At 37.0% G+C, this 21,393-nt stretch carries 20 protein-coding genes and 1 tRNA gene; 8 read left to right on the top strand and 13 right to left on the bottom strand.

Features of this window, described 5'->3' with window-relative positions; translation table 11 throughout:
* Positions 1–155 precede the first annotated feature (155 nt).
* The gene (gene speA / locus ACIR131C_RS0110685; protein ID WP_028090180.1) at positions 156–2,171 is read left to right on the top strand and encodes a biosynthetic arginine decarboxylase; all 2,016 of its coding nucleotides are present in this window, start codon (positions 156–158) and stop codon (positions 2,169–2,171) included.
* A 304-nt stretch (positions 2,172–2,475) separates the two neighbouring features.
* On the opposite strand, the gene ACIR131C_RS0110680 is transcribed toward speA, so the two are convergent.
* The 4 genes from ACIR131C_RS0110680 to ACIR131C_RS0110665 all read right to left on the bottom strand — a co-directional run bounded on the left by ACIR131C_RS0110680 (position 2,476) and on the right by ACIR131C_RS0110665 (position 5,921).
* A complete protein-coding gene (locus ACIR131C_RS0110680) occupies positions 2,476–3,645 on the bottom strand; it encodes a nucleotidyltransferase family protein (RefSeq protein WP_028090179.1) in 1,170 nt (389 codons plus the stop codon).
* 80 nt (positions 3,646–3,725) lie between these two features.
* A complete protein-coding gene (locus tag ACIR131C_RS0110675) occupies positions 3,726–4,514 on the bottom strand; it encodes a segregation/condensation protein A (RefSeq protein ID WP_028090178.1) in 789 nt (262 codons plus the stop codon).
* 26 nt (positions 4,515–4,540) lie between these two features.
* Positions 4,541–4,834 (bottom strand): hypothetical protein, encoded by a 294-nt coding sequence (locus ACIR131C_RS27345; protein ID WP_051347540.1) that lies wholly within the window; start codon positions 4,832–4,834, stop codon positions 4,541–4,543.
* The gene (locus ACIR131C_RS0110665) at positions 4,827–5,921 is read right to left on the bottom strand and encodes an AI-2E family transporter (protein ID WP_028090177.1); all 1,095 of its coding nucleotides are present in this window, start codon (positions 5,919–5,921) and stop codon (positions 4,827–4,829) included. The genes ACIR131C_RS27345 and ACIR131C_RS0110665 overlap by 8 nt, the downstream gene beginning before the upstream one ends.
* Positions 5,922–6,077: 156 nt before the next feature.
* On the opposite strand from ACIR131C_RS0110665, the gene pdxH reads away from it, so the two are divergent.
* A complete protein-coding gene (gene pdxH, locus ACIR131C_RS0110660) occupies positions 6,078–6,722 on the top strand; it encodes a pyridoxamine 5'-phosphate oxidase (protein WP_028090176.1) in 645 nt (214 codons plus the stop codon).
* A 395-nt stretch (positions 6,723–7,117) separates the two neighbouring features.
* Positions 7,118–8,209 (top strand): glycosyltransferase family 4 protein, encoded by a 1,092-nt coding sequence (locus tag ACIR131C_RS0110655; protein ID WP_028090175.1) that lies wholly within the window; start codon positions 7,118–7,120, stop codon positions 8,207–8,209.
* 469 nt (positions 8,210–8,678) lie between these two features.
* Here ACIR131C_RS0110655 and ACIR131C_RS0110650 read toward each other — a convergent pair whose 3' ends face one another.
* Positions 8,679–9,992 carry an amino acid permease gene (locus tag ACIR131C_RS0110650; protein ID WP_035371838.1) on the bottom strand — a complete coding sequence of 438 codons (1,314 nt, stop codon included), beginning with the start codon at positions 9,990–9,992 and terminating at the stop codon, positions 8,679–8,681.
* A gap of 581 nt (positions 9,993–10,573) precedes the next feature.
* Between ACIR131C_RS0110650 and ACIR131C_RS0110645 the strand changes: the two genes are divergently transcribed.
* The gene (locus ACIR131C_RS0110645; RefSeq protein ID WP_028090173.1) at positions 10,574–11,020 is read left to right on the top strand and encodes a response regulator; all 447 of its coding nucleotides are present in this window, start codon (positions 10,574–10,576) and stop codon (positions 11,018–11,020) included.
* A 60-nt stretch (positions 11,021–11,080) separates the two neighbouring features.
* Here ACIR131C_RS0110645 and ACIR131C_RS0110640 read toward each other — a convergent pair whose 3' ends face one another.
* Positions 11,081–12,196 (bottom strand): hybrid sensor histidine kinase/response regulator, encoded by a 1,116-nt coding sequence (locus ACIR131C_RS0110640; protein ID WP_028090172.1) that lies wholly within the window; start codon positions 12,194–12,196, stop codon positions 11,081–11,083.
* A gap of 22 nt (positions 12,197–12,218) precedes the next feature.
* Entirely contained in the window at positions 12,219–13,526 is a 1,308-nt protein-coding gene (locus ACIR131C_RS0110635; protein ID WP_028090171.1) for an ATP-binding response regulator, read from the bottom strand.
* 917 nt (positions 13,527–14,443) lie between these two features.
* On the opposite strand from ACIR131C_RS0110635, the gene ACIR131C_RS0110630 reads away from it, so the two are divergent.
* Positions 14,444–15,166 carry a response regulator transcription factor gene (locus tag ACIR131C_RS0110630; RefSeq protein WP_028082254.1) on the top strand — a complete coding sequence of 241 codons (723 nt, stop codon included), beginning with the start codon at positions 14,444–14,446 and terminating at the stop codon, positions 15,164–15,166.
* On the opposite strand, the gene ACIR131C_RS0110625 is transcribed toward ACIR131C_RS0110630, so the two are convergent.
* Together ACIR131C_RS0110625 and ACIR131C_RS0110620 are read right to left on the bottom strand one after the other, a co-directional pair.
* Positions 15,167–16,492: a lipid-A-disaccharide synthase-related protein gene (locus ACIR131C_RS0110625; RefSeq protein ID WP_051347539.1), complete on the bottom strand. Its 1,326-nt coding sequence runs from the start codon at positions 16,490–16,492 to the stop codon at positions 15,167–15,169.
* 41 nt (positions 16,493–16,533) lie between these two features.
* The gene (locus tag ACIR131C_RS0110620; RefSeq protein ID WP_035371835.1) at positions 16,534–17,370 is read right to left on the bottom strand and encodes a carbohydrate ABC transporter permease; all 837 of its coding nucleotides are present in this window, start codon (positions 17,368–17,370) and stop codon (positions 16,534–16,536) included.
* Positions 17,371–17,590: 220 nt separating this feature from the next.
* Here ACIR131C_RS0110620 and ACIR131C_RS0110615 point away from each other — a divergent pair, with 220 nt between their 5' ends.
* Positions 17,591–18,427: a D-alanyl-D-alanine carboxypeptidase family protein gene (locus ACIR131C_RS0110615; RefSeq protein WP_028090168.1), complete on the top strand. Its 837-nt coding sequence runs from the start codon at positions 17,591–17,593 to the stop codon at positions 18,425–18,427.
* 56 nt (positions 18,428–18,483) lie between these two features.
* On the top strand, positions 18,484–19,056 hold the full coding sequence (locus ACIR131C_RS0110610; RefSeq protein ID WP_028082250.1) for a TIGR04376 family protein: 573 nt from the start codon (positions 18,484–18,486) through the stop codon (positions 19,054–19,056).
* A 209-nt stretch (positions 19,057–19,265) separates the two neighbouring features.
* Here the strand turns inward: ACIR131C_RS0110610 and ACIR131C_RS0110605 are convergent, their stop codons facing one another.
* From ACIR131C_RS0110605 to moaC, 3 genes are all read right to left on the bottom strand, one after another.
* Positions 19,266–19,793, bottom strand: a complete 528-nt coding sequence (locus tag ACIR131C_RS0110605) for a GNAT family N-acetyltransferase (protein WP_028090167.1) — start codon at positions 19,791–19,793, stop codon at positions 19,266–19,268.
* Positions 19,794–20,105 carry a type II toxin-antitoxin system TacA family antitoxin gene (locus ACIR131C_RS0110600; protein WP_051347538.1) on the bottom strand — a complete coding sequence of 104 codons (312 nt, stop codon included), beginning with the start codon at positions 20,103–20,105 and terminating at the stop codon, positions 19,794–19,796.
* Between the two features lie 95 nt (positions 20,106–20,200).
* Complete coding sequence (gene moaC, locus ACIR131C_RS0110595) at positions 20,201–20,692, bottom strand: cyclic pyranopterin monophosphate synthase MoaC (RefSeq protein WP_028090165.1); 492 nt, start codon at positions 20,690–20,692, stop codon at positions 20,201–20,203.
* Positions 20,693–20,745: 53 nt separating this feature from the next.
* Between moaC and ACIR131C_RS0110590 the strand changes: the two genes are divergently transcribed.
* Positions 20,746–20,819, top strand: a tRNA-Arg gene (locus tag ACIR131C_RS0110590).
* 265 nt (positions 20,820–21,084) lie between these two features.
* Here ACIR131C_RS0110590 and ACIR131C_RS0110585 read toward each other — a convergent pair.
* Positions 21,085–21,291 carry a hypothetical protein gene (locus ACIR131C_RS0110585; protein ID WP_028082131.1) on the bottom strand — a complete coding sequence of 69 codons (207 nt, stop codon included), beginning with the start codon at positions 21,289–21,291 and terminating at the stop codon, positions 21,085–21,087.
* Between the last annotated feature and the right edge of the window lie 102 nt (positions 21,292–21,393).

Below are 21,393 nucleotides of genomic sequence, written 5' to 3'. Positions count from 1 at the left end.
CACTCCAGGCACAGAGGTCACGGAGAAATGAGGATTTGAGAGATATTTTGCGTAAGTCCTGTTCTTAATCAGAAATTATTTCTAGTCTTATATCCTTTACCAGACTATTTTGTTAAATTGTTAATTCGTGGGCAACACACAGAGGTCAGGAAAAAATGGGTGTCGAGTCAACTGCTGATGAGATTGTAAAAATGCCGCCTAATGGGCATAAAGCTGAATTGAAAAGCCAAAGAGAGAAGAAACTGTTAGTACCTACTAGCATAAGCACGGGAAATTTATCTATTCCTTGGAAAATTGAGAATAGTGAAGACCTTTATCGGATTGAAGGTTGGGGTCGGCCTTATTTCTCGATTAATGCTGCTGGTCATGTGACTGTTTCTCCCAAGGGTGAACGTGGTGGGTCTTTGGACTTGTTTGAGTTGGTTAATGCTCTACAACAGCGTAATTTAGGTCTTCCTATGTTAATCCGCTTTTCCGATATTTTGGAAGACCGCATTGAGCGCTTAAATGCTTGTTTTGCTAAGGCCATCGCCCGCTATAATTACCCTGGTGTCTATCGTGGGGTTTTTCCTGTTAAGTGCAATCAACAACGTCACCTGATTGAAGATTTAGTTCGTTTTGGTAAACCCCATCAATTTGGTTTGGAAGCAGGTTCTAAGCCAGAATTAATGATCGCTTTGGCTTTACTGGATACCCCTGGAGCATTGTTAATTTGCAATGGCTACAAAGACCAGGAATACATCGAAACCGCTATGTTAGCCCAAAGACTAGGACAAACACCAATTATCGTCCTAGAGCAAATTGAAGAGGTGGATTTAGCCATTGCTGCTAGTCGTCAATTAGGAATTAAGCCAATTTTGGGAGTTAGAGCGAAATTAAGCACCCAAGGCATGGGTCGCTGGGGAACTTCTACGGGCGATCGCGCTAAATTTGGTTTAACAATTCCCGAAATTATGGAAGCTGTGGAAAAATTAGGTGCAGCTGACTTACTCGGTTCTCTACAACTGTTACATTTTCACATCGGTTCGCAAATCTCCGCTATCAATGTTATTAAGGATGCCATTCAAGAAGCTAGTCGTATTTACGTAGAATTGGCGATGCTAGGGGCAGATATGAAATACTTGGATGTTGGTGGTGGTTTGGGTGTAGATTATGACGGCTCGCAAACGAATTTCTACACCTCAAAAAACTACAATATGCAAAACTATGCTAACGACATTGTAGCCGAGTTAAAAGATACCTGTGATGAAAGGCAAATTACCGTACCTACTCTTGTGAGTGAAAGTGGTCGGGCGATTTCTTCTCACCAATCAGTGTTAATTTTTGACGTTCTTAGTACCAGTGATGTCCCCCTTAATCCCCCTGATCCTCCCCAAGACGGAGAATCTCCAATTATTAAATACCTGTGGGAAACTTACCAATCTATCAATAAGGAAAATTACCAAGAATTTTATCACGACGCTGCTCAATTCAAAGAAGAAGCTATCAGTCGCTTTAATTTAGGAATTTTGCGCTTGAATGAACGCGCTAAGGCCGAACGTCTTTACTGGGCTTGTTGTCAAAAAGTTTTAACTATCATCCGTCAGGAAGAATACGTACCTGATGAATTGGAAGACCTAGAAAAAATCATGGCTTCCATTTACTATATCAATCTGTCTGTGTTTCAATCAGCACCAGATTGTTGGGCTATAGATCAACTATTTCCCATTATGCCCATACATCGTCTGGATGAAGAACCAACCCGCAGAGGCATTTTAGCAGACCTCACCTGTGATAGTGATGGGAAAATAGACCGCTTTATAGATTTGCGAGATGTGAAATCAGTGTTAGAATTACACAAATTTCATCCAGGAAAACCCTATTATTTGGGAATGTTCCTGAATGGAGCATACCAGGAAATTATGGGGAATTTACATAATCTGTTTGGTGACACTAACGCCGTTCATATCAATTTAACTCCCAAGGGCTACCAAATTGAACACGTTGTTAAAGGTGATACCATGAGTGAAGTCGTTAGTTACGTTGAATACGATGCTGAAGACATGGTAGAAAATATTCGCCAGCGTTGTGAGCGGGCTTTAGAAGAACAGCACATCACCTTAGCGGAATCCCAGCGACTTCTACAAACTTACGAGCAAAGTTTACAACGGTATACTTACTTAAATAGTTAATAGCCAGTAGTCAGTGGTCATTAGTTAGTAGTCAGTGGTCAGTGGTCAGTGGTTATTAGTTAGTAGTAAATTACAGCGGACAACGAACAACGAACAACGGACAATGAACAACGGACAATGAACAACTGACAACTGACAACTGACAACTGACAACTGACAACTGACAACTGACAACTGACCACTGACAACTGACCACTGACAACTGACAATTGACAACTGACAACTGACAATTGACAACTGACAATTGACAACTGACAACTGACAACTGACAACTAACAATTGACAACTAACAACTGACAACTGACTAAATTGAACCTGTTCCCAATAATTCAGCAATGGCTTTATGTTCTAAAGGCGTTTCTATGGGACGAGTTTGACGCGCATCTGTAATCAGCCAATCTAAAGCCGCAGCTTGGACATCAATGGATGCTCCCGTTTTGTCTACACAGTAACGCCCAAACACCAGTTTATCAACTAGGCGGACTCCGGGGGCTAAACGGGACCATTCAAAAATCACGCTGTTATCTACAGTAGCCCCACTACAAATCCAGCAATTTGGACCAATCATGGCCGGTCCGATAATTTTTGCTCCATCTTCAATTTTGGTCATTCCACCAATATAAACAGGTCCGGTAATATCAACTTTATCCCAATTTACAGATACATTTAACCCAGTAAAAATACCAGGAGCGACTTTATGTCCGGGGATTTGTACATTTTTGATTTCCCCTGATAAAACACCGCGAATTGCTCGCCAATAATCTGGAACTTTACCAATATCTACCCATTCAAAATCCATGGGAATAGCGTAAAAAGGGGCATTATCGGCCACAAGTTGGGGAAATAATTGGCCACCAATGTCATATTCTACTCCAGAGGGTATATACTTAAATACTTCTGGCTCGAAAATATAAATACCTGTATTGATATTAGTGCTAAGGGCTTCTTCTATTGGGGGTTTTTCTTGGAAGGCTTGAATGCGATTATCGTCGTCAGTAACCACTACACCGTAACTAGAAACTTCTTCCTTGGGAACTGATTTAGTGATAATAGTAGCGATCGCACCTTTGGATTTATGCCATTTTACCGCCGCAGTTAAGTCTAAATCAATTAAAGCATCACCACACAATACTACAAAGGTATCATCAAAAAACGGTGAGAAGTCTTGAATCCGCCGCATACCTCCAGCCGAACCAATGGCTTCCCCGACGAGTTTACCGTCATCATCAATTTTACCTTCAAAAGAATAGGCAATCTGCACTCCAAACCGCTGACCATCACGGAAATAACTTTCTATTTCCTCCGCTAAATGGCTGACATTGACCATAATTTGATCAAATCCGTGTTGGCGCAATAATTCCAGTAAAAATTCCATGACTGGCTTTTGCAGTATAGGAATCATGGGCTTGGGAATTGTATAAGTAATGGGACGGATACGAGTACCTTTTCCTGCTGCAAGAATCATTGCTTTCATAAAATCTTATTCCTTAGTAATTGGTCAGTTGTCAGTTGTGATTAGGAGATAGAAATTTATTCTCCCCCTGCTACTTGCCTTTAAGTAGGTAAACGAACTAAAATTTCCTGGTAAAATTCTTTTTGGAATAACTCCACCTTAGATTGAGCCGAGAGCAGTAGTAATGCCCAAAAAACGCTAATTACGCTATCGTTTTCTAATTCACGATAGTGGCCATTTTTTTCTGGTTGCTTTGTCTGTATCCATAAATCTATCAGTTCTTCTAGATTCCAACATTGTTCCTCCAAATTTCGCTCTTTAGCAGCACTATGTAACACCTGTTCTAGTTCTAACGCGACTTCCGTTAAATTTTCTTGGTGGGCTAACTCTAGGGCTTCCCCCATGGTTTGCACCCTAGACTGGCGCTTAGTTCGCTGAGGTTTATCAGACTTTTCTACCAGTTTTAACTGGCTGGCCATGATTTGCAACTGGTCTATTAACTCTTGCAATGTCACTCGACGTTTCCGAGGTGGCATAGCTGCTGGACGACGACGCAGGTGTTGTTCTAATTGTAAGGGACGGGCTGGAGATAACAATCCATTTTCAATTTCTAATATTGTATCATCTATAACTTCTTCTGGCGTATTATATACCGTTGACAATTGCATTAATGTATTTGCCTTAAATAATACAAGCTTTGATGCTGATAAAAAAGCTTGTCCAGATTGAGATAAATCACTTTCATAGCCTCTGGTAGTTGCTTCTGGGGACATTAGTTTCAAATAATGATCAATCACCTCAATAACTCGCACGTCCCAAGGGTCAATTTCCCCTTTTTCGGCTTGGGAAATCAGATGTGTAATTGTTTCTAATAATTCAACTGCATCCATCAATTCAAAATTTAATATACCAGAAATCAGAGGTCACGAGAAAGATTTGCACCGATAACTGACAACTGACAACTGACAACGGACAACTGACAACTGACAACGGACAACTGACAACTGACCACTGACAACGGACAACTGACAACTGACCACTGACAACTGACTACTGACAACTGACCACTGACAACTGACCACTGACAACTGACCACTGACCACTGACCACTGACAACTGACCACTGACAACTGACCACTGACAACTGACCACTGACCACTGACAACTGACCACTGACCACTGACCACTGACCACTGACTAATTTATTCATCTTCCCCAAATTCTGAGCCGTAATTAGCCCGAAAATTTGCCACAAAATCACTATGCTGACTGTTTTTGATCACATCGAAAGTACCTTTGATAGTTCCAGCAATTGGTACAGCCACCAGTGTTCCCAGCAAACCCGCAATTTCAAATCCCATTAAAATGGCGATAAAAATCCACAGGGGGTTGAGTCCGATAAAATTACCCATGAGTTTGGGAGCTAATAGATTATCCTTAATTTGTTGCATGATAACTGCCATTGTAGCGACTGGAAATGCTAACCACCAATTTTGAATTAAAACTAACATTGTGACTAAACCAATGCCCAAGGTCGCGCCAACAACGGGAATAATTCCAGAAATACCGATAATAATAGCAAATAACAGGGCAAATGGTACTCTCAAAAATAAGAAAATCGGCGTGAGGGCTATGATCATAAATAGTCCTAGTAATAATTGACTCAGAAAAAAGTTCTGGAAATTTAATTGTAATGACTTGCTAAAGGGGATACCAATATTTGATGGTAGAAGATTGATTAGTCCAGCCCAGACGCGATCGCCATATATTAACATATAAAAGGCGAGAACAATAACTAATATGACATTGAGTATTACTGATAATAGCGTTCCCGCAAATCCTACAGCCCCTGAAGCTATTTGCTGGACTAGGTTCTGTATATTGGCATTGATTTGATTTGTCACCAATTTTAAATCTATAGATAACCGCCTTTGCTTCGCTAACATCTCTAAATGATCAAAATTGGCTTGACTCGTCGCTAACCAGTCTGGAATCTTATTCAAAAGTTGAATGGTTTGATCAATCAACATTGGTATAAGAGTAACACAGGAAACTATAAATATAGTTAAGGTAAGTAGTAAGACAATGATTACTGCTTGAGTGCGTTTAATTCTAATATTTTCAAATAACTTGACTGGATAATTCAGTAAAAAAGCCAGAATGGCAGAAATACTCAGGATAGTCAGGGGATTTTGAAAAAAATGAAATAATACAGACATCAACCAGATATTGAGAGCAATAATTGGTCCACTGAGTCCATAAATTAACAAAGTTTGCAGAGGGGCAAAACGGCGCATCTGATTTAATGTATAAATAGGGGGCTTCAGGGGCTTGCAGGGCAGGGTGGCGTAATTCCTATTCCCTATTGTCCAAAAAACGTACTAATTTTGATCATAGAATGTTTTCCCCAATACTAATATACGCTGAATCTAAATCGTGAGAAAATAAAAATGATAGATAAGAGCATTGCTGATCTTCGTAAAGACTACACCCTAAAAGATTTAAATGAAAAAGAAATTGATCCAGATCCATTTATACAATTTAAAATCTGGTTTAACCAGTCCGTAGCAGCCCAACTACCTGAACCTAATGCTATGACTTTGGCTACCTGTACACCTGATGGTAAGCCTTCGGCAAGAATGGTACTACTCAAGGATATTGACGAACGAGGTTTTGTATTATTCACTAATTATAAGAGTCAAAAAGGACAAGAAATATCAGTAAATCCCCAGGCTGCTTTGGTTTTTTGGTGGGCTGAACTAGAACGTCAAGTCAGAATTGTGGGGACCGTCGAGAAAATTTCCTCAGCACAGTCTGATAGCTATTTTGAAGTGCGTCCACCCTTTAGTCGTTTGGGTGCTTGGGCTTCTAATCAAAGTCAAGTTATTGCCAATAGAGATGTATTAGAAGCACAATTAATAGAATTTCAGCGTCAATATGAAAATCAAGAAGTACCTCGACCTCCTCATTGGGGGGGGTTTCGAGTTATTCCCCAGGAAATTGAGTTTTGGCAAGGAAGATCCAGCCGCTTACATGATCGGTTGCGATATACTCTCGTAGATAATGGAAATTGGAAAATCGAGCGGTTATCACCTTAATTTTAGATTCCCGACTTCTCCAAGCAGTCGGGAATCTTTTTGTGTAGCCTCATAACGCCAGCTATCAAAAATGATTTAATTTTTCTATAAAAAGATACTGATCTAAGAAAAAAACGATGATTATTGATTAATAATTCCTAAGAAGTTACCTGGTAAAGTTATGTTAGATATTTGTTTCTTAAAGTACAGACAAAAGAAAATGTCATTAGGTATTATAAACAGAACTTATCAAAGAGACTAAAATTTATGAATATAGTAGTGATCAGAGTAATTAAAACAGCGGAAAATTTTTAAATACTGATCAGACAAAGGTTTTAAAAGTTGACTACTGATTGCTATATTATTTGTGTTTTTTTGTAAAATTTCAATAGTTTTTAATACAATCTCTTCAATTTATGAGAATTATACATATATTGAATCATATCCAAGAAATCGGTAATGGTATTGTGAATGTAGCTGTTGATCTGGCTTGTTTACAATCCCAAGCTGGTGATCATGTAGCGGTAATTTCAGCAGGAGGAGAATACGAAAAATTATTAAATAAATTTGGGGTTAAACACTATACAATAAACCAAAATCGCCAACCAATAAATATGATCAAAGCGGCGCTAGGTTATCGGAAAATTGTGGGAGAATTTCAGCCAAATATAGTTCATGCTCACATGATGACTGGTGTGGTTTTAGCAAGTGCATTGAGGTGGGGAAATGGATATAATTTAGTGGCTACAGTTCATAATGAATTTCAACGTAGTAGTGTATTAATGGGTTTAGCTGACCGAGTAATTGCTGTTAGTAAAGCCGTTAAAAATTCAATGATAAAACGGGGAATTTCTGAAGCGAAATTACGAGTAATTTGTAATGGAACTTTGGGTAGTCCTCGGACTAGGAAAATCTCCGATTATCAACCTTTAAATTTACACCGTCCCGCGATTGTTACTGTAGCGGGAATGTACAAACGTAAGGGAATTACTGAGTTAATTACAGCTTTTGAGGAAGTTGCTCAAAATTTTCCCACAGTCAATTTATATCTAGTGGGAAATGGACCAGATAAACAAATATTTGAAGCTCAAGCTCAAGCAACGAAAATTAGTGATCAAATTCATTTTGTTGGATTTTGTCCCGAACCACAACGTTATTTACTAGCCTGTGATATTTTTGTCTTAGCTTCCCACCGTGATCCTTGTCCCTTGGTGCTTTCAGAAGCGAGGGAAGCTGGGTTAGCTATTGTAGCTACTGAGGTAGACGGGATTCCAGAGGCGTTAGATAATGGGAAAGCGGGAATGTTAGTTCCGGCTGAGAATAGCCATAAATTGGCTGAAGCATTAATAAGACTATTGAGTAATAAAGATATGCTTCAAGAATGGAAAAATCGGGCGCAAGAAAACTTAGAATGGTTAAATGTTGCTCGTGTACATCAAGAAACATTAGCTGTGTATCATGAGTTCGCTTTTCAGGAAACTTTTTCAACCTATACACAACCTGATTAATAACGGTAACAGCAGGGAAGAATAAACAGGGTAAGTCTGAAAATAGACCATAAGATGTTGATATCGCCAATTTTTATCTACCCAATGGAGGAATCAAGATACATCTAATAAATACTAAATAATTAAATATTCCGATCACCTGACAAACTTTAACAGCACATTCCTTTGTTTGCATTATACAAGCAAGGGATTTTTTTTATAAATTTTGAAATGATACTAATTTGATAGAATAATCAGCAATTTATATATCTAAAGGGGGACTGGATTAAACCACTTTAAAGATTATATATTAAATAGCCCGATTACCCTACCGGACTTTAGCTCCAAGTCCTCTTTTGTCATTACCCGACAAGAGAGGTTTTATTTACTTTTGAATATTGATCATCTAGATGATCACAAAAAAAGTAAGAAAAAATTAGGTTTTCTAGTGTCATTTTATTAATCGTTAGTCATTAGTCATTTTTAAAACTTATATATTGTTATATATTGAGAAAAATTGTTTACTTATGAGAAATATCCCGCCCATAATGATGAATATTAGTGTTATTTTTCCTCCCGGAACTAGGGTTTGATGGTTACTATGGAAAAATTCTGGTTTTTGACTTTGTTTCCAACTCATTAATGCTGGCATAATTCCTGCTAAAATAGAAGTACTAAACGTACCTGTGTATTCTAAAGCTTGGAAAAATATGGTGGGATTAAATGTTCCTAAACTTAAAGGTGGAAGTAATACCAAGGAATAAAGAGGTAAACGAGAAATTTCGCTTTTAGTGATTAAAGAAATATCTTTAAAAAAATCTGTTAACCCGTAGGTAATACCAATAAATGATGTGACAATGGCAAATTCTGAAAAAATTGATAGCAACATTGCAAACCATTCTCCAGAAGCACCATTGCGGAGAATTTTTAATGGGTCAAATATCCTCTCATGTCCTGGACTAAGTTGTATAATATCTGGAGTCACGCAACCTAAAATAACTGCATTCCAAGCTAAAAACATCAAGAGTGGAATCACAGAACCAAGAATAATAGATTGACGAATTTTAGGAATATCTCCTTCTAATTGAGTTACCACCAGCGGGATAACAGAATGGTAGAACATGGCCACATATATAACAGCAAGAGAACCACCAATAGCAGTCCAATTTTGCACTAAGAATTGAGAGCTTTGGATTTGGCTTCCTCCTAATAATAATAAACCCACAAAGGCTATGAGTAAAATAATTGTAAATATCTCATTTAATTTTTCAATCAAGTTATTTTTTCCCCAATAAATCATACTACCAAATATCAGGAAAAAACTCACTGTTCCTGCCCAATGAGGTAAAATATTTTCTAACTTCCAAACTTGGTTAACTGTGGTTGTTAAAACTTCTCCACCTTTAGTCATATATGCCACTAACAAAGCATAGTGATTAAATAAATATGCGATTCCAGCAATTCTCGCTCCGACTTTACCAAGAATCTTTTCTACTATTGCTAATAAACCTAAATGGGGAATACCCTCAACTCGCATGATATTTAAAGTCACTTCTGCAATTATTAAACCAGATATTAAAGTATAAAGCCATACAGAAATAATGGCAATTGTAGATGGTATAATACCAGATGGTAAGGTTACTGCTGGTAGTCCAATAATTCCAGCCCCAACAGTAGTTCCCACAATTAAAGTTGTATTTCCTAGTACACTACCTGGTTGATGTTGAAATTTATTACCATCAAATTCTAGATGAGAAAATAATCTTGTTACTGCTTTTTGATCTTGTTTTCCTTGTCCAATCATAAACTCAAAACTAATTGTTGCTATAGATACCGTACTTATGAGATCCACCACGCATCTTATAAGTAATTAAATGAGCTTCTTGATAAAGTTATACATTAACTACACCCTACTTTTGCGTAACATACTTATATTTAATCTTGCCAATGATGCAAAATTTTTTGTTACAACCATTATTTGTAATATATTATATTTACAAAATGATAGTTGTGTCAACTATATATTTAGTATCTTTAGCAAGATGATCTTCTATCTGCGCCAATATTAGGCTAGTTTTAGTGGGTATTTTCTACCTTATCTTTGGTAGAAAAGATTAAATAGTCATTTCATGGCTAGTAAAATTAAAAACAATAAGCCATATTTCTGTCTATTTCTAGAAGAAGTAGGATGATAAATTTGTTGATTTTTGTAAATAAATTTATTGACAGTTTTGCATATAATCAAAATATATCTGCTAAAAGGATTAAAACTGGATTTTTATTTCCTGTTCCCATTACTGAAGATAAACAACCAATGAGAATTTGCGGGTTCGTCTGTTCTACTCATAAAAACGACTACTCCCTATTAACTACTCTGGAGAAGAGATGTATTTAGCACATTCATTTATGAGTGATGAAAAACGACAAAAACATCAACAACCTTTGGTTTTAGCAGTAGAAGATAATGATGATAGTCTACTGCTAATGAGCTATACCCTAGAATTATTAGGTTGTCGATCTATTTGTCAAAAAGAAGGTTCAAGAACACTGTTTATGGCTAAGAAGTATCAGCCTGATTTAATTTTATTGGATATTTTCTTACCGGGTATGAGTGGTTTAGATGTTATTCAATATCTCAAGGGAGAATCATTAACTTGTCATATTCCTGTAGTTGCTGTAACGGTTTTGACTGGAACTGAAGATAAAAAAAGTATTTTCCAAGCTGGTTTTGATGATTACATTAGTAAACCCTATATGATTGAGGAATTAGAAATAATTATTCGACGGTTACTGGGTAGAAAATTTCAGCTATGTTCGGTTTCAAGAATATAGCGAGGGAATAGGGAATAGGGAATCAGGTTCAAAGTCCTTGTATTTTTTAATTAGTAGTAATCAAGTGATTTTGGGTAATCTGACTGTGAATGTGCTACCTTGACCAAGTTGTGAAGAGAGTTCTATTTTACCTCCATGGGCTTCGACAATACATTGTGAAAGATGCAGTCCTAAACCACTACCTGATCTTTTATTCCTTCCCTGGCGAAATCGCTCAAAAATTGTTCCTTGATCTTCGGCTGCAATACCATAACCTGTATCTTGAACTTCGATGATTATTTGACTGGGATGATTGCTTGGGGATAAGGCCTGAAAAATGCGGACTTCTATGCTACCTGTATCGGTGAATTTGATAGCATTAGCAATGAGATTATTGAATACTCGTCTTAATTCTAAGCGATCGCCGTTAACAATTCCTCCATTATTTCCTGTTTGGGTTAATTCGTGGGTATCTAATTTTAAAATTAGGTTTTTCTCAACTGCTAGGGGACTGAGTTCACCCACGACTTCAGTAGCTATTTCTGTTAAGTCGCATGATTCATAGTTTAAATTTTTCTTCCCAGCTTCAAAACGGTAAACTTCTAGGAGAGTATTCACCATTTCTAGGAGATTTTGATTGCTACGAATCATCATCTTAATCGCTTGTTTCATTTCTGGAGAAATTGTACAAAAGACTTCTTGCAAAAACAAATGCAGCATTCTATCAGCAGCTACCAAAGGAGTGCGTAAATCATGGGTAAGACGAGAAACAAAATCTTCTCGCTGTAGTGTCATTTTTCGCTGTTCGTCAATACTGTGTTTTAATCTTAGCAGCGATCGCACTCTTGCTAATAATTCTTCTGTGTCAAAGGGTTTGCGAATAAAATCGTCAGCACCCGCATCTAAACCTTCCACAACACTAGATTCGTCAAAAGCTGTTAATAGCAAAATCGGAATATAGTTTATTTCTGGATTATTACGGATTCTTCGCGTCACTTCATAGCCATTTATTCCCGGCATCATTACATCTAAAATAATTAGATCCGGTGGAAATTCTACGACGTTTTTTAAAGCGGCTTCACCATTAGCAACTGAATCAATATGATATCCTTCATCCTCTAAAATTGCTTCTACTAAAATCAGATTATCTTTAGTATCATCAACTGACAAAATTCGATCTTTTTTGAGAATAGTCATAATTAATCAACCTTTTAATCATCTACAATTTCAAATTGGGAGAATTTATTGATGATTTCCTATGGTAATATATGGAATGAAAATGATGCTGATGAGTACGAGAAACTACATTACCTAAATCGGCTATCAAATTTATTTTCCGTGGTAATTCTATTTTAAACATTGAACCGACTCCTAATTTACTTTCGATATATATTTTTCCTCCCATCATGCGTACTAATGAATCAACAATAGCTAAACCCAATCCTGCACCAGAATATTTACGGCTAATCCCTTGATCAACTTGATGAAATGCTGCAAAAATATTTTGAAAATCTTGAGTAGCAATACCAATTCCTGTATCTTCTACAGCAATTGTAACTCTATTTTGATGTATTTCTTTGATTTCTACGAAAATATTTCCAGATTCTGTAAACTTAATGGCATTAGAAAGCAAATTCATTAAAATTTGCCGTAATCTTACTGCATCATTAAATACTAATTTATTGTTTAGATCTCCTTTGACTAGCAAAGATAAATTCTTGGCTTCAGCTAAAGAACGGATTTCTTTCACTGTATTACTAACAACTTCTGATAAATCGAATATTTCTGGCTTGAGTTCTAATTTACCGGCTTCTATGTGGGAAAAGTCGAGGATTTCATTGAACAACATTAGTAATTTTTTACCATTATTGAGGATGCGTTCTACCATGTCCATTTGCTGATTTGTTAAATTCCCAAATTTAGGACGTAATAAAATTTGAGAAAATCCAATAATCGCATTCATTGGGGTTCGCAATTCATGGGATATCGTCGCTAAAAATAATGATTTTAACCTTGATATCTCCAAAAGTGCCAGTTTTTGTTGCTGAATTTGTTGCTGTTGTCTTGCCAATTCTTTACCCTGAATAGTTAGCTCTTCTCGACTTTCTTTAAGTTGTTGATTTGCTAACTCTAACTGCATTTGGGTGCGGTGGATACGAATTGCACTTCTCAAAATTTGGGCTATGGTTTGTGAAGATAATGTAGATTTGATCAAATACTCACTAGCACCTGCTTTGATACAATCTCCAGCCATTGCCTCATTTCCTGAATTTATCAAAATTACTAAAGGAACTTTGATGGCTGAAGAATTTATTTTGTGAATTAATGTTAAGCAATCTTGATTTCGTAAATGATAGTCGAGAAATATACAATCATAGTGATTATTAATCAGAGCCGAGAGCGCGTGATGGCTATCTTTGACTTCATCAAGTTCTATACTAATTCCTGTTTCCCTCAAAGCTAGATTTAATAGCACACGCTCTACTTCATTCTCTTCTACAACTAAAATTTTTAGCGTTTCTTCCATCGATTTTTATTTTCACTGTAGTAAAATCAAATACTTTATCTAGTTGAAAACATTGTAAATTAGCAATTAGTTAACTGTCTTCACCCATTAGTGAGAATTGTATGGAAACATTGTGTACCAAAAGCCTCCATAATATTACTTAAATAGGTAATATGTCTCAATAAAAATCACTCTGCTAAGTATATATTTTGATAGCACTTAGGTTAAAAGTCTTTGCAAATCTGAGTTTTATTTATCCTGGACGGAAACATATGACTCAGGCTAAGAAAAGCTATAACGCGCAGTTCTACCATATACACTGGATTACCCCCTACCGATTAAATGCTATATCTAGTCAATTGCAAATTTAGGAATCATGCTTAAACTGTAATTTTTCGGATTTGTCTCAATAATTTCATTTGTTTTGGGAAAAATATCTATATATCTTTAGCTAGATTTTGACGACGATTGAACTACAAATATTGGCAATTTATTACTCCTCTAGATAGATGTTAACTGGCAACGGGATCATCTACCTGGCGTGCCTGTGAATATAAGTTAGATGAATATTAAGTAAAAACTCATATTTACAATATTTTAAATAAACTCTGTGCATAGGCCAACTAGTATCATAACCTAGACGGATATATCTTTAGATAGATTTTTACACCTATATTGACTTATCTTAACTATAAGAATTGATCATTTATTATTTCTCCTGGTAGATGTTCATTGGTGACAGAATCATCTATCCTAAGTCTGGGTGACTGAAATAAGTTAAATGAAATTTTGATCTGAGAAATAGTTTTGATTAGTGTTTCTGTGCAAAAATAGTTACTTAGTAAAAAGGCTCAAAATCTCAGTAAACAAGCTTTTTACCTTCCACCTCCTGTCTCCTGGTGCTACAGGGAAGCAATCCGATTATCATGGGTGTAACAATGAATGAAATTAGTATTATATTGATTGAAGATCATGATTTAACCCGTATGGGACTGAGAACCGAATTGCAGTCACATAGCGGCTTTAAAGTGATTGGTGAGGCGGCCAATGCGACTGTTGGCTTAAAACTTTTAGAAACGATGAAACCAGATGTGGCTGTGATAGATATCGGTTTACCTGATATGGACGGAATTGAACTAACACGCAAATTTAGACGTTATCAGGCTGAAACAGGACAATCACAGACAAAAGTTCTGATCCTGACCATGGATAATACAGAAGATGCTGTCTTGGCGGCTTTCGCAGCAGGAGCAGATTCTTATTATATGAAGGAAACAAGTATTAATAAATTTACGGAAGCGGTACAAGTGACTTTTCGTGGTAACTCTTGGATTGACCCGGCGATCGCTAATCTGGTATTAAGAAAAGTACGCCAGGGTAACTCTGGTGATAATCAATCATCCGATAAGCCGAAAACTGTAAAAATCGAGGCTTTGGAAACAGAATATGAACAAGTTTTAGAAACCTACCCCCTCACCCAACGGGAACTGGAAATTTTAGAATTGATTGTGGGTGGTTGCAGTAATGGACAAATTGCAGAAAAATTATATATTACCGTAGGAACGGTAAAAACTCATGTTCGCAATATTTTAAACAAACTCTGTGCTGATGATCGTACTCAAGCAGCAGTTCGGGCTTTACGTTCTGGCTTGGTAGCTTAATCAGTTTACCAATCTTTCCTGTAAACATTCTGCAATCCTTTGTGCTGCACCGGCAAGTCCCATACGCTGTAACCCGTTTTTAGCAATGTCATGCAAAAGATCAGGATTTTTCAGTAGAGACTGCATGGCTGGTAACACCTGAGATGGTTGATTGACTAAGGTTAGGGATATTCCTAACAGCCGACTTTGGGCTTCTGCAAAAGCGGCGTTATATTGGGGACCACCACCAGGAATAGCAATGGCTGGTTTTCCTAAACCAATGAATTGTTCCGTTGCAGTCCCCGCCATAGCGATGGCCAAATCACCCCAATGTAAACACTCATTATAGGCTGCTTGTGTCAAAATTAGATAAGCATTTTTTTGGTTAAAAGTCAAGCTGTCTGGGTCAGGAATTTGTAAAGGAGATTGATCACAAAGTCGCCAACCTTGAATATGTAAACTTTGAGATAAAATACCACAATCTAAACCAGGAGCGATCGCCCCCAAAAAAATCATTGTTCCAGCACCAAAGAATAAAGAATCTGGTTGTTGTAAACTAGCAACCAAGGCAGATACAGAAACCATGATCATTTCCCAATTATTATAAGCTTCCGGGGCGCGAGAACCGGGCAGCAGAGTCACAATCAAAGGACGAATTTGTTCTTTGTGTTCAGCATTACCACGATCAAACCCTGGGCTGCTAAAATTGGTCTTTAACCCATCCATCATCGGATTTCCTGCATCTACAGCCGGAATTGACCACTTTTTTAAGATCTTCGTCGTCAGAGAATCTCTAGGAAAAACAGCCTGACAACGGCTACGACTCATTAACCACCTTTCCCAAGGATGGTAAATTGAACCAGAAAAATTTTCCCACTTTGCGGATTTTGATTTTCGTGGTAATAAACCCGCTTCATCACGCACATAATATTCTGATTTAGCCGTACCCACAAAAGCGTAATTAGCACCACTTGTAGCTGCGAATAACAGGGGGACAATATCCCCCACAGCTAGAATAGCCTTTTGATTCCCTAAGCTTGTTTGTAGCCTCACCCAACGGCGTACAGATTTGATTTGATTCCAGGTTAACTGAATCAAACCACCGCTGACATCACGCATTAGCTCTTTGCTATCCATATAAACAAAACCCCCAGAGGGCATATTCTGTACCTTACCGATTATGGGAACGTTTATTTTTTGATAAGCGCGTCCTTCACCCACTATTGGTAAAACAAAAATATCCGGTGGGGAAGATAATGTTTGTAAAGCCTGGATAATCCGTACAGCAATGATATCTTCTCCATGACCATTGCTTAAAACTAGTAATTGTAAACGAGAATTGGCCATTGACTTGAAAAACACCCTCTAATATTAATTTAGAATATGAATTAACCCTTAACACCACTAGCAGTATCCGTAGGGACAATGTATTTTTGTAAAAACAGAAATAATACTAACACTGGAGTAATTGAAATTACTGAACCAGCAGCCACCAAACGCCAGTCTAAAGAAAAAGTCCCCGCTAACTTAGCAACTCCCAGTGGTAAAGTGTATAAACTTTCATCCTGAATCACAATTAAAGGCCATAAAAAGTCACTCCAAGCGCCAATAAAGACAAAAATAGCCAGAGTAATTAGCGCCGGACGGATAGCGGGTAGCATTACATACCACCATAATCCTAACTCAGAAGTACCATCTAAACGAGCAGCTTCTTCAATTTCCTTTGGTACAGTTATCAGGGCTTGACGTAGTAAAAATATACCAAAGGCAGAGGCTAAACTAGGGAAAATTACCCCTAGATAACTATTTCTCAAACCTAATTGCACTGTCAGAATATATAAAGGAATCATGACAATTTGAAAAGGAATCATAATTGTGGCCACAATAGCAATGAAAATTCCGTTTCTGCCGAAAAATGATAGTCTAGCTAAGGGATAAGCTGCTAAGGAACAAAACAACAAATTTAAACCGACAGTTAATACAGATACTAGGATACTATTATATAAATAAGTGGCAAAAGGTAGAGATTGCCAGACTTGAGAGAAGTTTTCTAAGGTAGGTTGACTAGGTAATAATGCGGGTGGTGATTGCCAGATATTTTCCGTTGGTGACTTCAGTGATGTGCTAATTAGCCATAACATGGGAAAGAGCATGACTAAAGCGATCGCTCCTAGTATGGCATAAATAAGTAAAGTTTGCAGTCGGGAGTTTTTTAAATTCATCATTTGACGAAGGTGTATTAAGTATCAATTTTGTTTATTATAATTGATCAACTAAAAAATAGACTTGATTTCATAATTAATAATTATACACAGGAATTTGATCTAAAGTTACAAAAAACAAAAAAACAAGATTTCCGACTGGTTAAAAGATCCGGTACTTCTTTAATAATTCAGGTATTTAAGATATGATGAAATCGGAATTTTCAAAAGAAGTAATATTTTCATGAAACTAATTCTGAAAATAGCAGCATTTGTTACTATAATTATTTGTGTCAGTGTTACCTTAGTCTTTGCTCACAAAATTTCCCAAAGTCAGTTAACATCAAAGCCTGAGACTGTCAAAGAATGCGTAAGTGAATTTAATGGAAGTTGTCAACAACCAAAAATAGCTGTAAATGTGCCATTTATTCCTGATCAGAAATTGGATGATCAACAGCGTTTTTTAACAACAATTGCCAATAAAATTCCCACAGTTCCTGAGATTGATACATTTGAATATACCTTATTACGTTCCTATGGAACAGTATTTATTAATCAAGACTCAGAAATTAAACTACCAGAAAAAGTCATTTTAGACAATGAAATAGAAACCCAATCTTTTCAGGATCAAATCAGTATAGAACTAGTAAATGGCACAGAAGAATGTTATTTACAAAAACCAGCAGCAGCCGCTTTAAATAAAGCCAAAGAGTTAGAAAATATTTCTCTAAAATCTGGTTATGCTGGGGATTGTTTGCGTAATTTTGCCACTAATTTAAGATTTTGGAATAAATACGCAAATAGAGAAACATTAACCCAAGTCAAAGCTGGAAAAGAGACAAAAATTCTTGGTTTAGTTGCACCTCCGGGGACATCACAACATTTGTGGGGATTAGCAATTGATTTACAAATATTAACACCGGCTCAAAAACAGATTTTAAATGAAAATGGCTGGTTTCAAACAGTAGTTAATGATCTTCCCCATTGGACATATTTAGGTTGGAGAGAGGAGGACTTACCGAAATTCGGATTACAACAAAAAATCATCCAAGGAATTAAATATTGGACTACACCAATTTAACTAATTTGTAATTTGCTGATAAAATAGAGATATATTTGAGAATTGGAGCTTTAACAATGAGTTTATTTGATGATTTAAGTCGCTTTTTAGAAAGTCGTCTAGAAGAATTTTTGCGGAATAACCCTCATTTAGAATTAGAAGCACTTTTAGAACAACTACGGGAACAGGAAGAAGACACATTAAAGTTAATTTCTGAGTTACAATTGCAAGAGAAGCGATCGCAAGATGAAATTCTTTCCACAGCCCAAGAAATTCAAAAATGGCATATCCGTATTCAAAAAGCCCAAGCCGCAGGTAGACAAGATCTAATCACTCCAGCCCAACAGCGAGAAGCTGCATTATTGCGGGAAGGAAATCAAATGTGGGGACATATGCAAGGCTTAAAAGAACGCATTACCCAATCACAAGAACTACTTGGGAAAATTCAAAAACGTCGCCAAGAGGTACAAAATAAAGCAGCAGAAATGCAAACAGCCAGAACCAAAGCACAAAGCCAGCAAAAGTTAGAAAATTATGGTTGGAATACTGCTAGTAATTCTCAAAGTAATTTTGATGAATTAGAAGATAAATTTCGCCGTTGGGAAACCGAAGATGAATTAGAAAAACTCAAACGGAAAATGGGGAAATAATTACTAACAATAATATCACAGATTTAGAGATCGAATTACTACTTTGTAATCTCCTACCTTAGGGTCTTGGTGCGAAACAAAATTAGGACTTACGCCAGTGTCACAAAAAATTATCATATCATTTTTTTGTAGTCAGGGCTTTAGCAGCAGGGGGTTTTCATTCTCGGAGGTAAAGAAGAAAAAAATAGTGATCTTTCAAGAAAAGATCACTATTTTTTCAATTTAGCTATCGTTTCCATCATCAAAAAAAGCCGATGAGAATAATCAGGAAAGCAAGTAAATTGATAATGCTCATAAAAAGAACGGGCTTTATCATCTTTGGCATCAACAACTACCGCAATTGTCGCAATTTCATTTTGCAAACTACGATATAGGGCATCCATTAACAACATTTCCCCTAAACCTTTTTGACGATGATTTTGATCAACGGCTAATCTACCTAAAAGAGTAGCGGGAAGTTGAGGATATTTTGGTAGTTTTTTAGTAATTTCTATCGGCAATTCTCCGATTTGAATACTTGTTGATGATAGTGTGTAATAACCTGCGACGAAACCAGAACTTTTTTCTACTAAAACAAATGGGGCTGCTATGCGTTTACGTGCATCTTGCCCAGCTTGTTTTTGGAAATATTTATCTAATTGATCAACTCCACAACAAAAAGCCGCCCGGTTATACTTTTTTCCTAGCGGCTCTATTAAATAATTCTCAAAAGCATCAAAATTATCTGTTAACTGCACTTATATACCCATATTCTTTTTATAGCGTTGAGCCGCAAGCCGTAACTTTTCGCTGGGTTCTGGTGGAGTAAGCAGTGCTTCTACAAAAACTTCTTGGTCTTTTCTGCTTAAAACCATGATTTCATGTTCCTGAATAATCTGGTTTGCAGCACTGACAAGACTGCTAACTACAAAATCTGTAAGTGTTCGCCCTTGAATATCAGCCGCAAGTTGGAACAGTTCCTTATTCTGTGGACTGATACGGGCTTCTAATCTTTCTGATTTGGAACGCAAGGATTTTTCTGGGCTGTTTCTAGCCATTGAGTGAGTCATGATACTTCTTACACAATAAATGTGATGTGTAAATCTTTAGTGTACGGCAAATGTCCTAACAAATATAGTCTATCTACTAGTACAAAAAATGTCAACTATCCCCAATCTCCAGACTTTCCACCTGTTTTACTAACTAAATGAATCGCTTCAATTTGAATCGTCTTTTCTAATGCTTTAGCCATGTCGTACAAAGTTAAAGCAGCAATAGACACCGCTGTTAAAGCTTCCATTTCCACACCAGTTTCCGCTTTAGTTTTCACAGTAGCATCAATTTGATAACCAGGTAGTTGGGCATCAGGGATAATCTCAACGGTAATTTTCTGTAAAGGTAAGGGGTGACAGAGAGGAATTAAATTGGCTGTTTGTTTAGCGGCCATGATTCCTGCCAACCTAGCCGTTGCTAAAACATCACCTTTAGGGGTGTTTCCGGCTTGAATAGCAGCGAAAGTCTCAGGTAACATCCGCACCTTACCAGTGGCCAACGCTTGACGAATAGTGGCTGTTTTACCTGATATATCAACCATTTGAGCCTCTCCTTGAGCATCCAAATGGGTTAACGAAAAAGAATTTGAAAAATGATCTTGCATAATTGGGAAAGTGTGTGTTATTATAAATTTTGTAAGTCAAGGTTGTAAGTCAAGGGTGTGTAGCTCAGTGGACTAGAGCACGTGGCTACGGACCACGGTGTCGGGGGTTCGAATCCCTCCTCGCCCGTTATATAATTTTAAATGCACAAGCCCCTTTTTTGGAGTTTGTGCATTTTTAATGGTCTTGGGTTATGAATTGTCCCGACAATCTTATCAGCAAAGACTCAAACCAGTTCTTTAGAGTGGTTGATCAAAAAAAAGAGTTTTAGGGTTAATCGAAAAGTATTGAGTTTATGAGGAGATGTTTAATGATTAAACGCAGATAAACGCAGATGAAGGCAGATGAAGAACGATCAATTTACAATTTTCAAACCAGACGCGATTTATCCAGATTAATCAAGTTTTAAGGCATTAACTGGCACATCATCCCAAGATTTCACTGTCCGTAATTTGGCAATCCAGCCTGCTGCTGTTTGTACTGCGGTTAAATTATTTTTAAATGACTGATGACAATCAAGTGCCTGAGACTCGTTACAACAGGCAATACAGGCATGAATCATCCCAGAAGGATCAATTTGCTCATTTACCCAAATAGTCATAGTTTATCCCCCTTAAAAGTGGCGGTTATTTTTTAGATTTCACAAATCAAAAGCAAAAATCACAGGTTAGATAGAATACCTTTAGTAATTATAGCACTTCCT

It is taken from the genome of Dolichospermum circinale AWQC131C (assembly GCF_000426905.1).
Classification (GTDB): Bacteria; Cyanobacteriota; Cyanobacteriia; order Cyanobacteriales; family Nostocaceae; genus Dolichospermum; species Dolichospermum circinale.
Note: the sequence above shows the minus strand (reverse complement) of the source record. Positions and strands in the feature narration are given on the sequence as shown.

What these genes read in the sequence shown, in the direction of transcription:
- speA (WP_028090180.1), top strand. Translation starts at nt 156, where the DNA reads ATGGGTGTCGAGTCAACTGCTGATGAGATTGTAAAAATGCCGCCTAAT.
- ACIR131C_RS0110680 (WP_028090179.1), bottom strand. Translation starts at nt 3,645, where the DNA reads ATGAAAGCAATGATTCTTGCAGCAGGAAAAGGTACTCGTATCCGTCCC.
- ACIR131C_RS0110675 (WP_028090178.1), bottom strand. Translation starts at nt 4,514, where the DNA reads ATGGATGCAGTTGAATTATTAGAAACAATTACACATCTGATTTCCCAA.
- ACIR131C_RS27345 (WP_051347540.1), bottom strand. Translation starts at nt 4,834, where the DNA reads ATGAATAAATTAGTCAGTGGTCAGTGGTCAGTGGTCAGTGGTCAGTTG.
- ACIR131C_RS0110665 (WP_028090177.1), bottom strand. Translation starts at nt 5,921, where the DNA reads ATGCGCCGTTTTGCCCCTCTGCAAACTTTGTTAATTTATGGACTCAGT.
- ACIR131C_RS0110655 (WP_028090175.1), top strand. Translation starts at nt 7,118, where the DNA reads ATGAGAATTATACATATATTGAATCATATCCAAGAAATCGGTAATGGT.
- ACIR131C_RS0110650 (WP_035371838.1), bottom strand. Translation starts at nt 9,992, where the DNA reads ATGATTGGACAAGGAAAACAAGATCAAAAAGCAGTAACAAGATTATTT.
- ACIR131C_RS0110645 (WP_028090173.1), top strand. Translation starts at nt 10,574, where the DNA reads ATGTATTTAGCACATTCATTTATGAGTGATGAAAAACGACAAAAACAT.
- ACIR131C_RS0110640 (WP_028090172.1), bottom strand. Translation starts at nt 12,196, where the DNA reads ATGACTATTCTCAAAAAAGATCGAATTTTGTCAGTTGATGATACTAAA.
- ACIR131C_RS0110635 (WP_028090171.1), bottom strand. Translation starts at nt 13,526, where the DNA reads ATGGAAGAAACGCTAAAAATTTTAGTTGTAGAAGAGAATGAAGTAGAG.
- ACIR131C_RS0110630 (WP_028082254.1), top strand. Translation starts at nt 14,444, where the DNA reads ATGAATGAAATTAGTATTATATTGATTGAAGATCATGATTTAACCCGT.
- ACIR131C_RS0110625 (WP_051347539.1), bottom strand. Translation starts at nt 16,492, where the DNA reads ATGGCCAATTCTCGTTTACAATTACTAGTTTTAAGCAATGGTCATGGA.
- ACIR131C_RS0110620 (WP_035371835.1), bottom strand. Translation starts at nt 17,370, where the DNA reads ATGATGAATTTAAAAAACTCCCGACTGCAAACTTTACTTATTTATGCC.
- ACIR131C_RS0110615 (WP_028090168.1), top strand. Translation starts at nt 17,591, where the DNA reads ATGAAACTAATTCTGAAAATAGCAGCATTTGTTACTATAATTATTTGT.
- ACIR131C_RS0110610 (WP_028082250.1), top strand. Translation starts at nt 18,484, where the DNA reads ATGAGTTTATTTGATGATTTAAGTCGCTTTTTAGAAAGTCGTCTAGAA.
- ACIR131C_RS0110600 (WP_051347538.1), bottom strand. Translation starts at nt 20,105, where the DNA reads ATGACTCACTCAATGGCTAGAAACAGCCCAGAAAAATCCTTGCGTTCC.
- moaC (WP_028090165.1), bottom strand. Translation starts at nt 20,692, where the DNA reads ATGCAAGATCATTTTTCAAATTCTTTTTCGTTAACCCATTTGGATGCT.
- ACIR131C_RS0110585 (WP_028082131.1), bottom strand. Translation starts at nt 21,291, where the DNA reads ATGACTATTTGGGTAAATGAGCAAATTGATCCTTCTGGGATGATTCAT.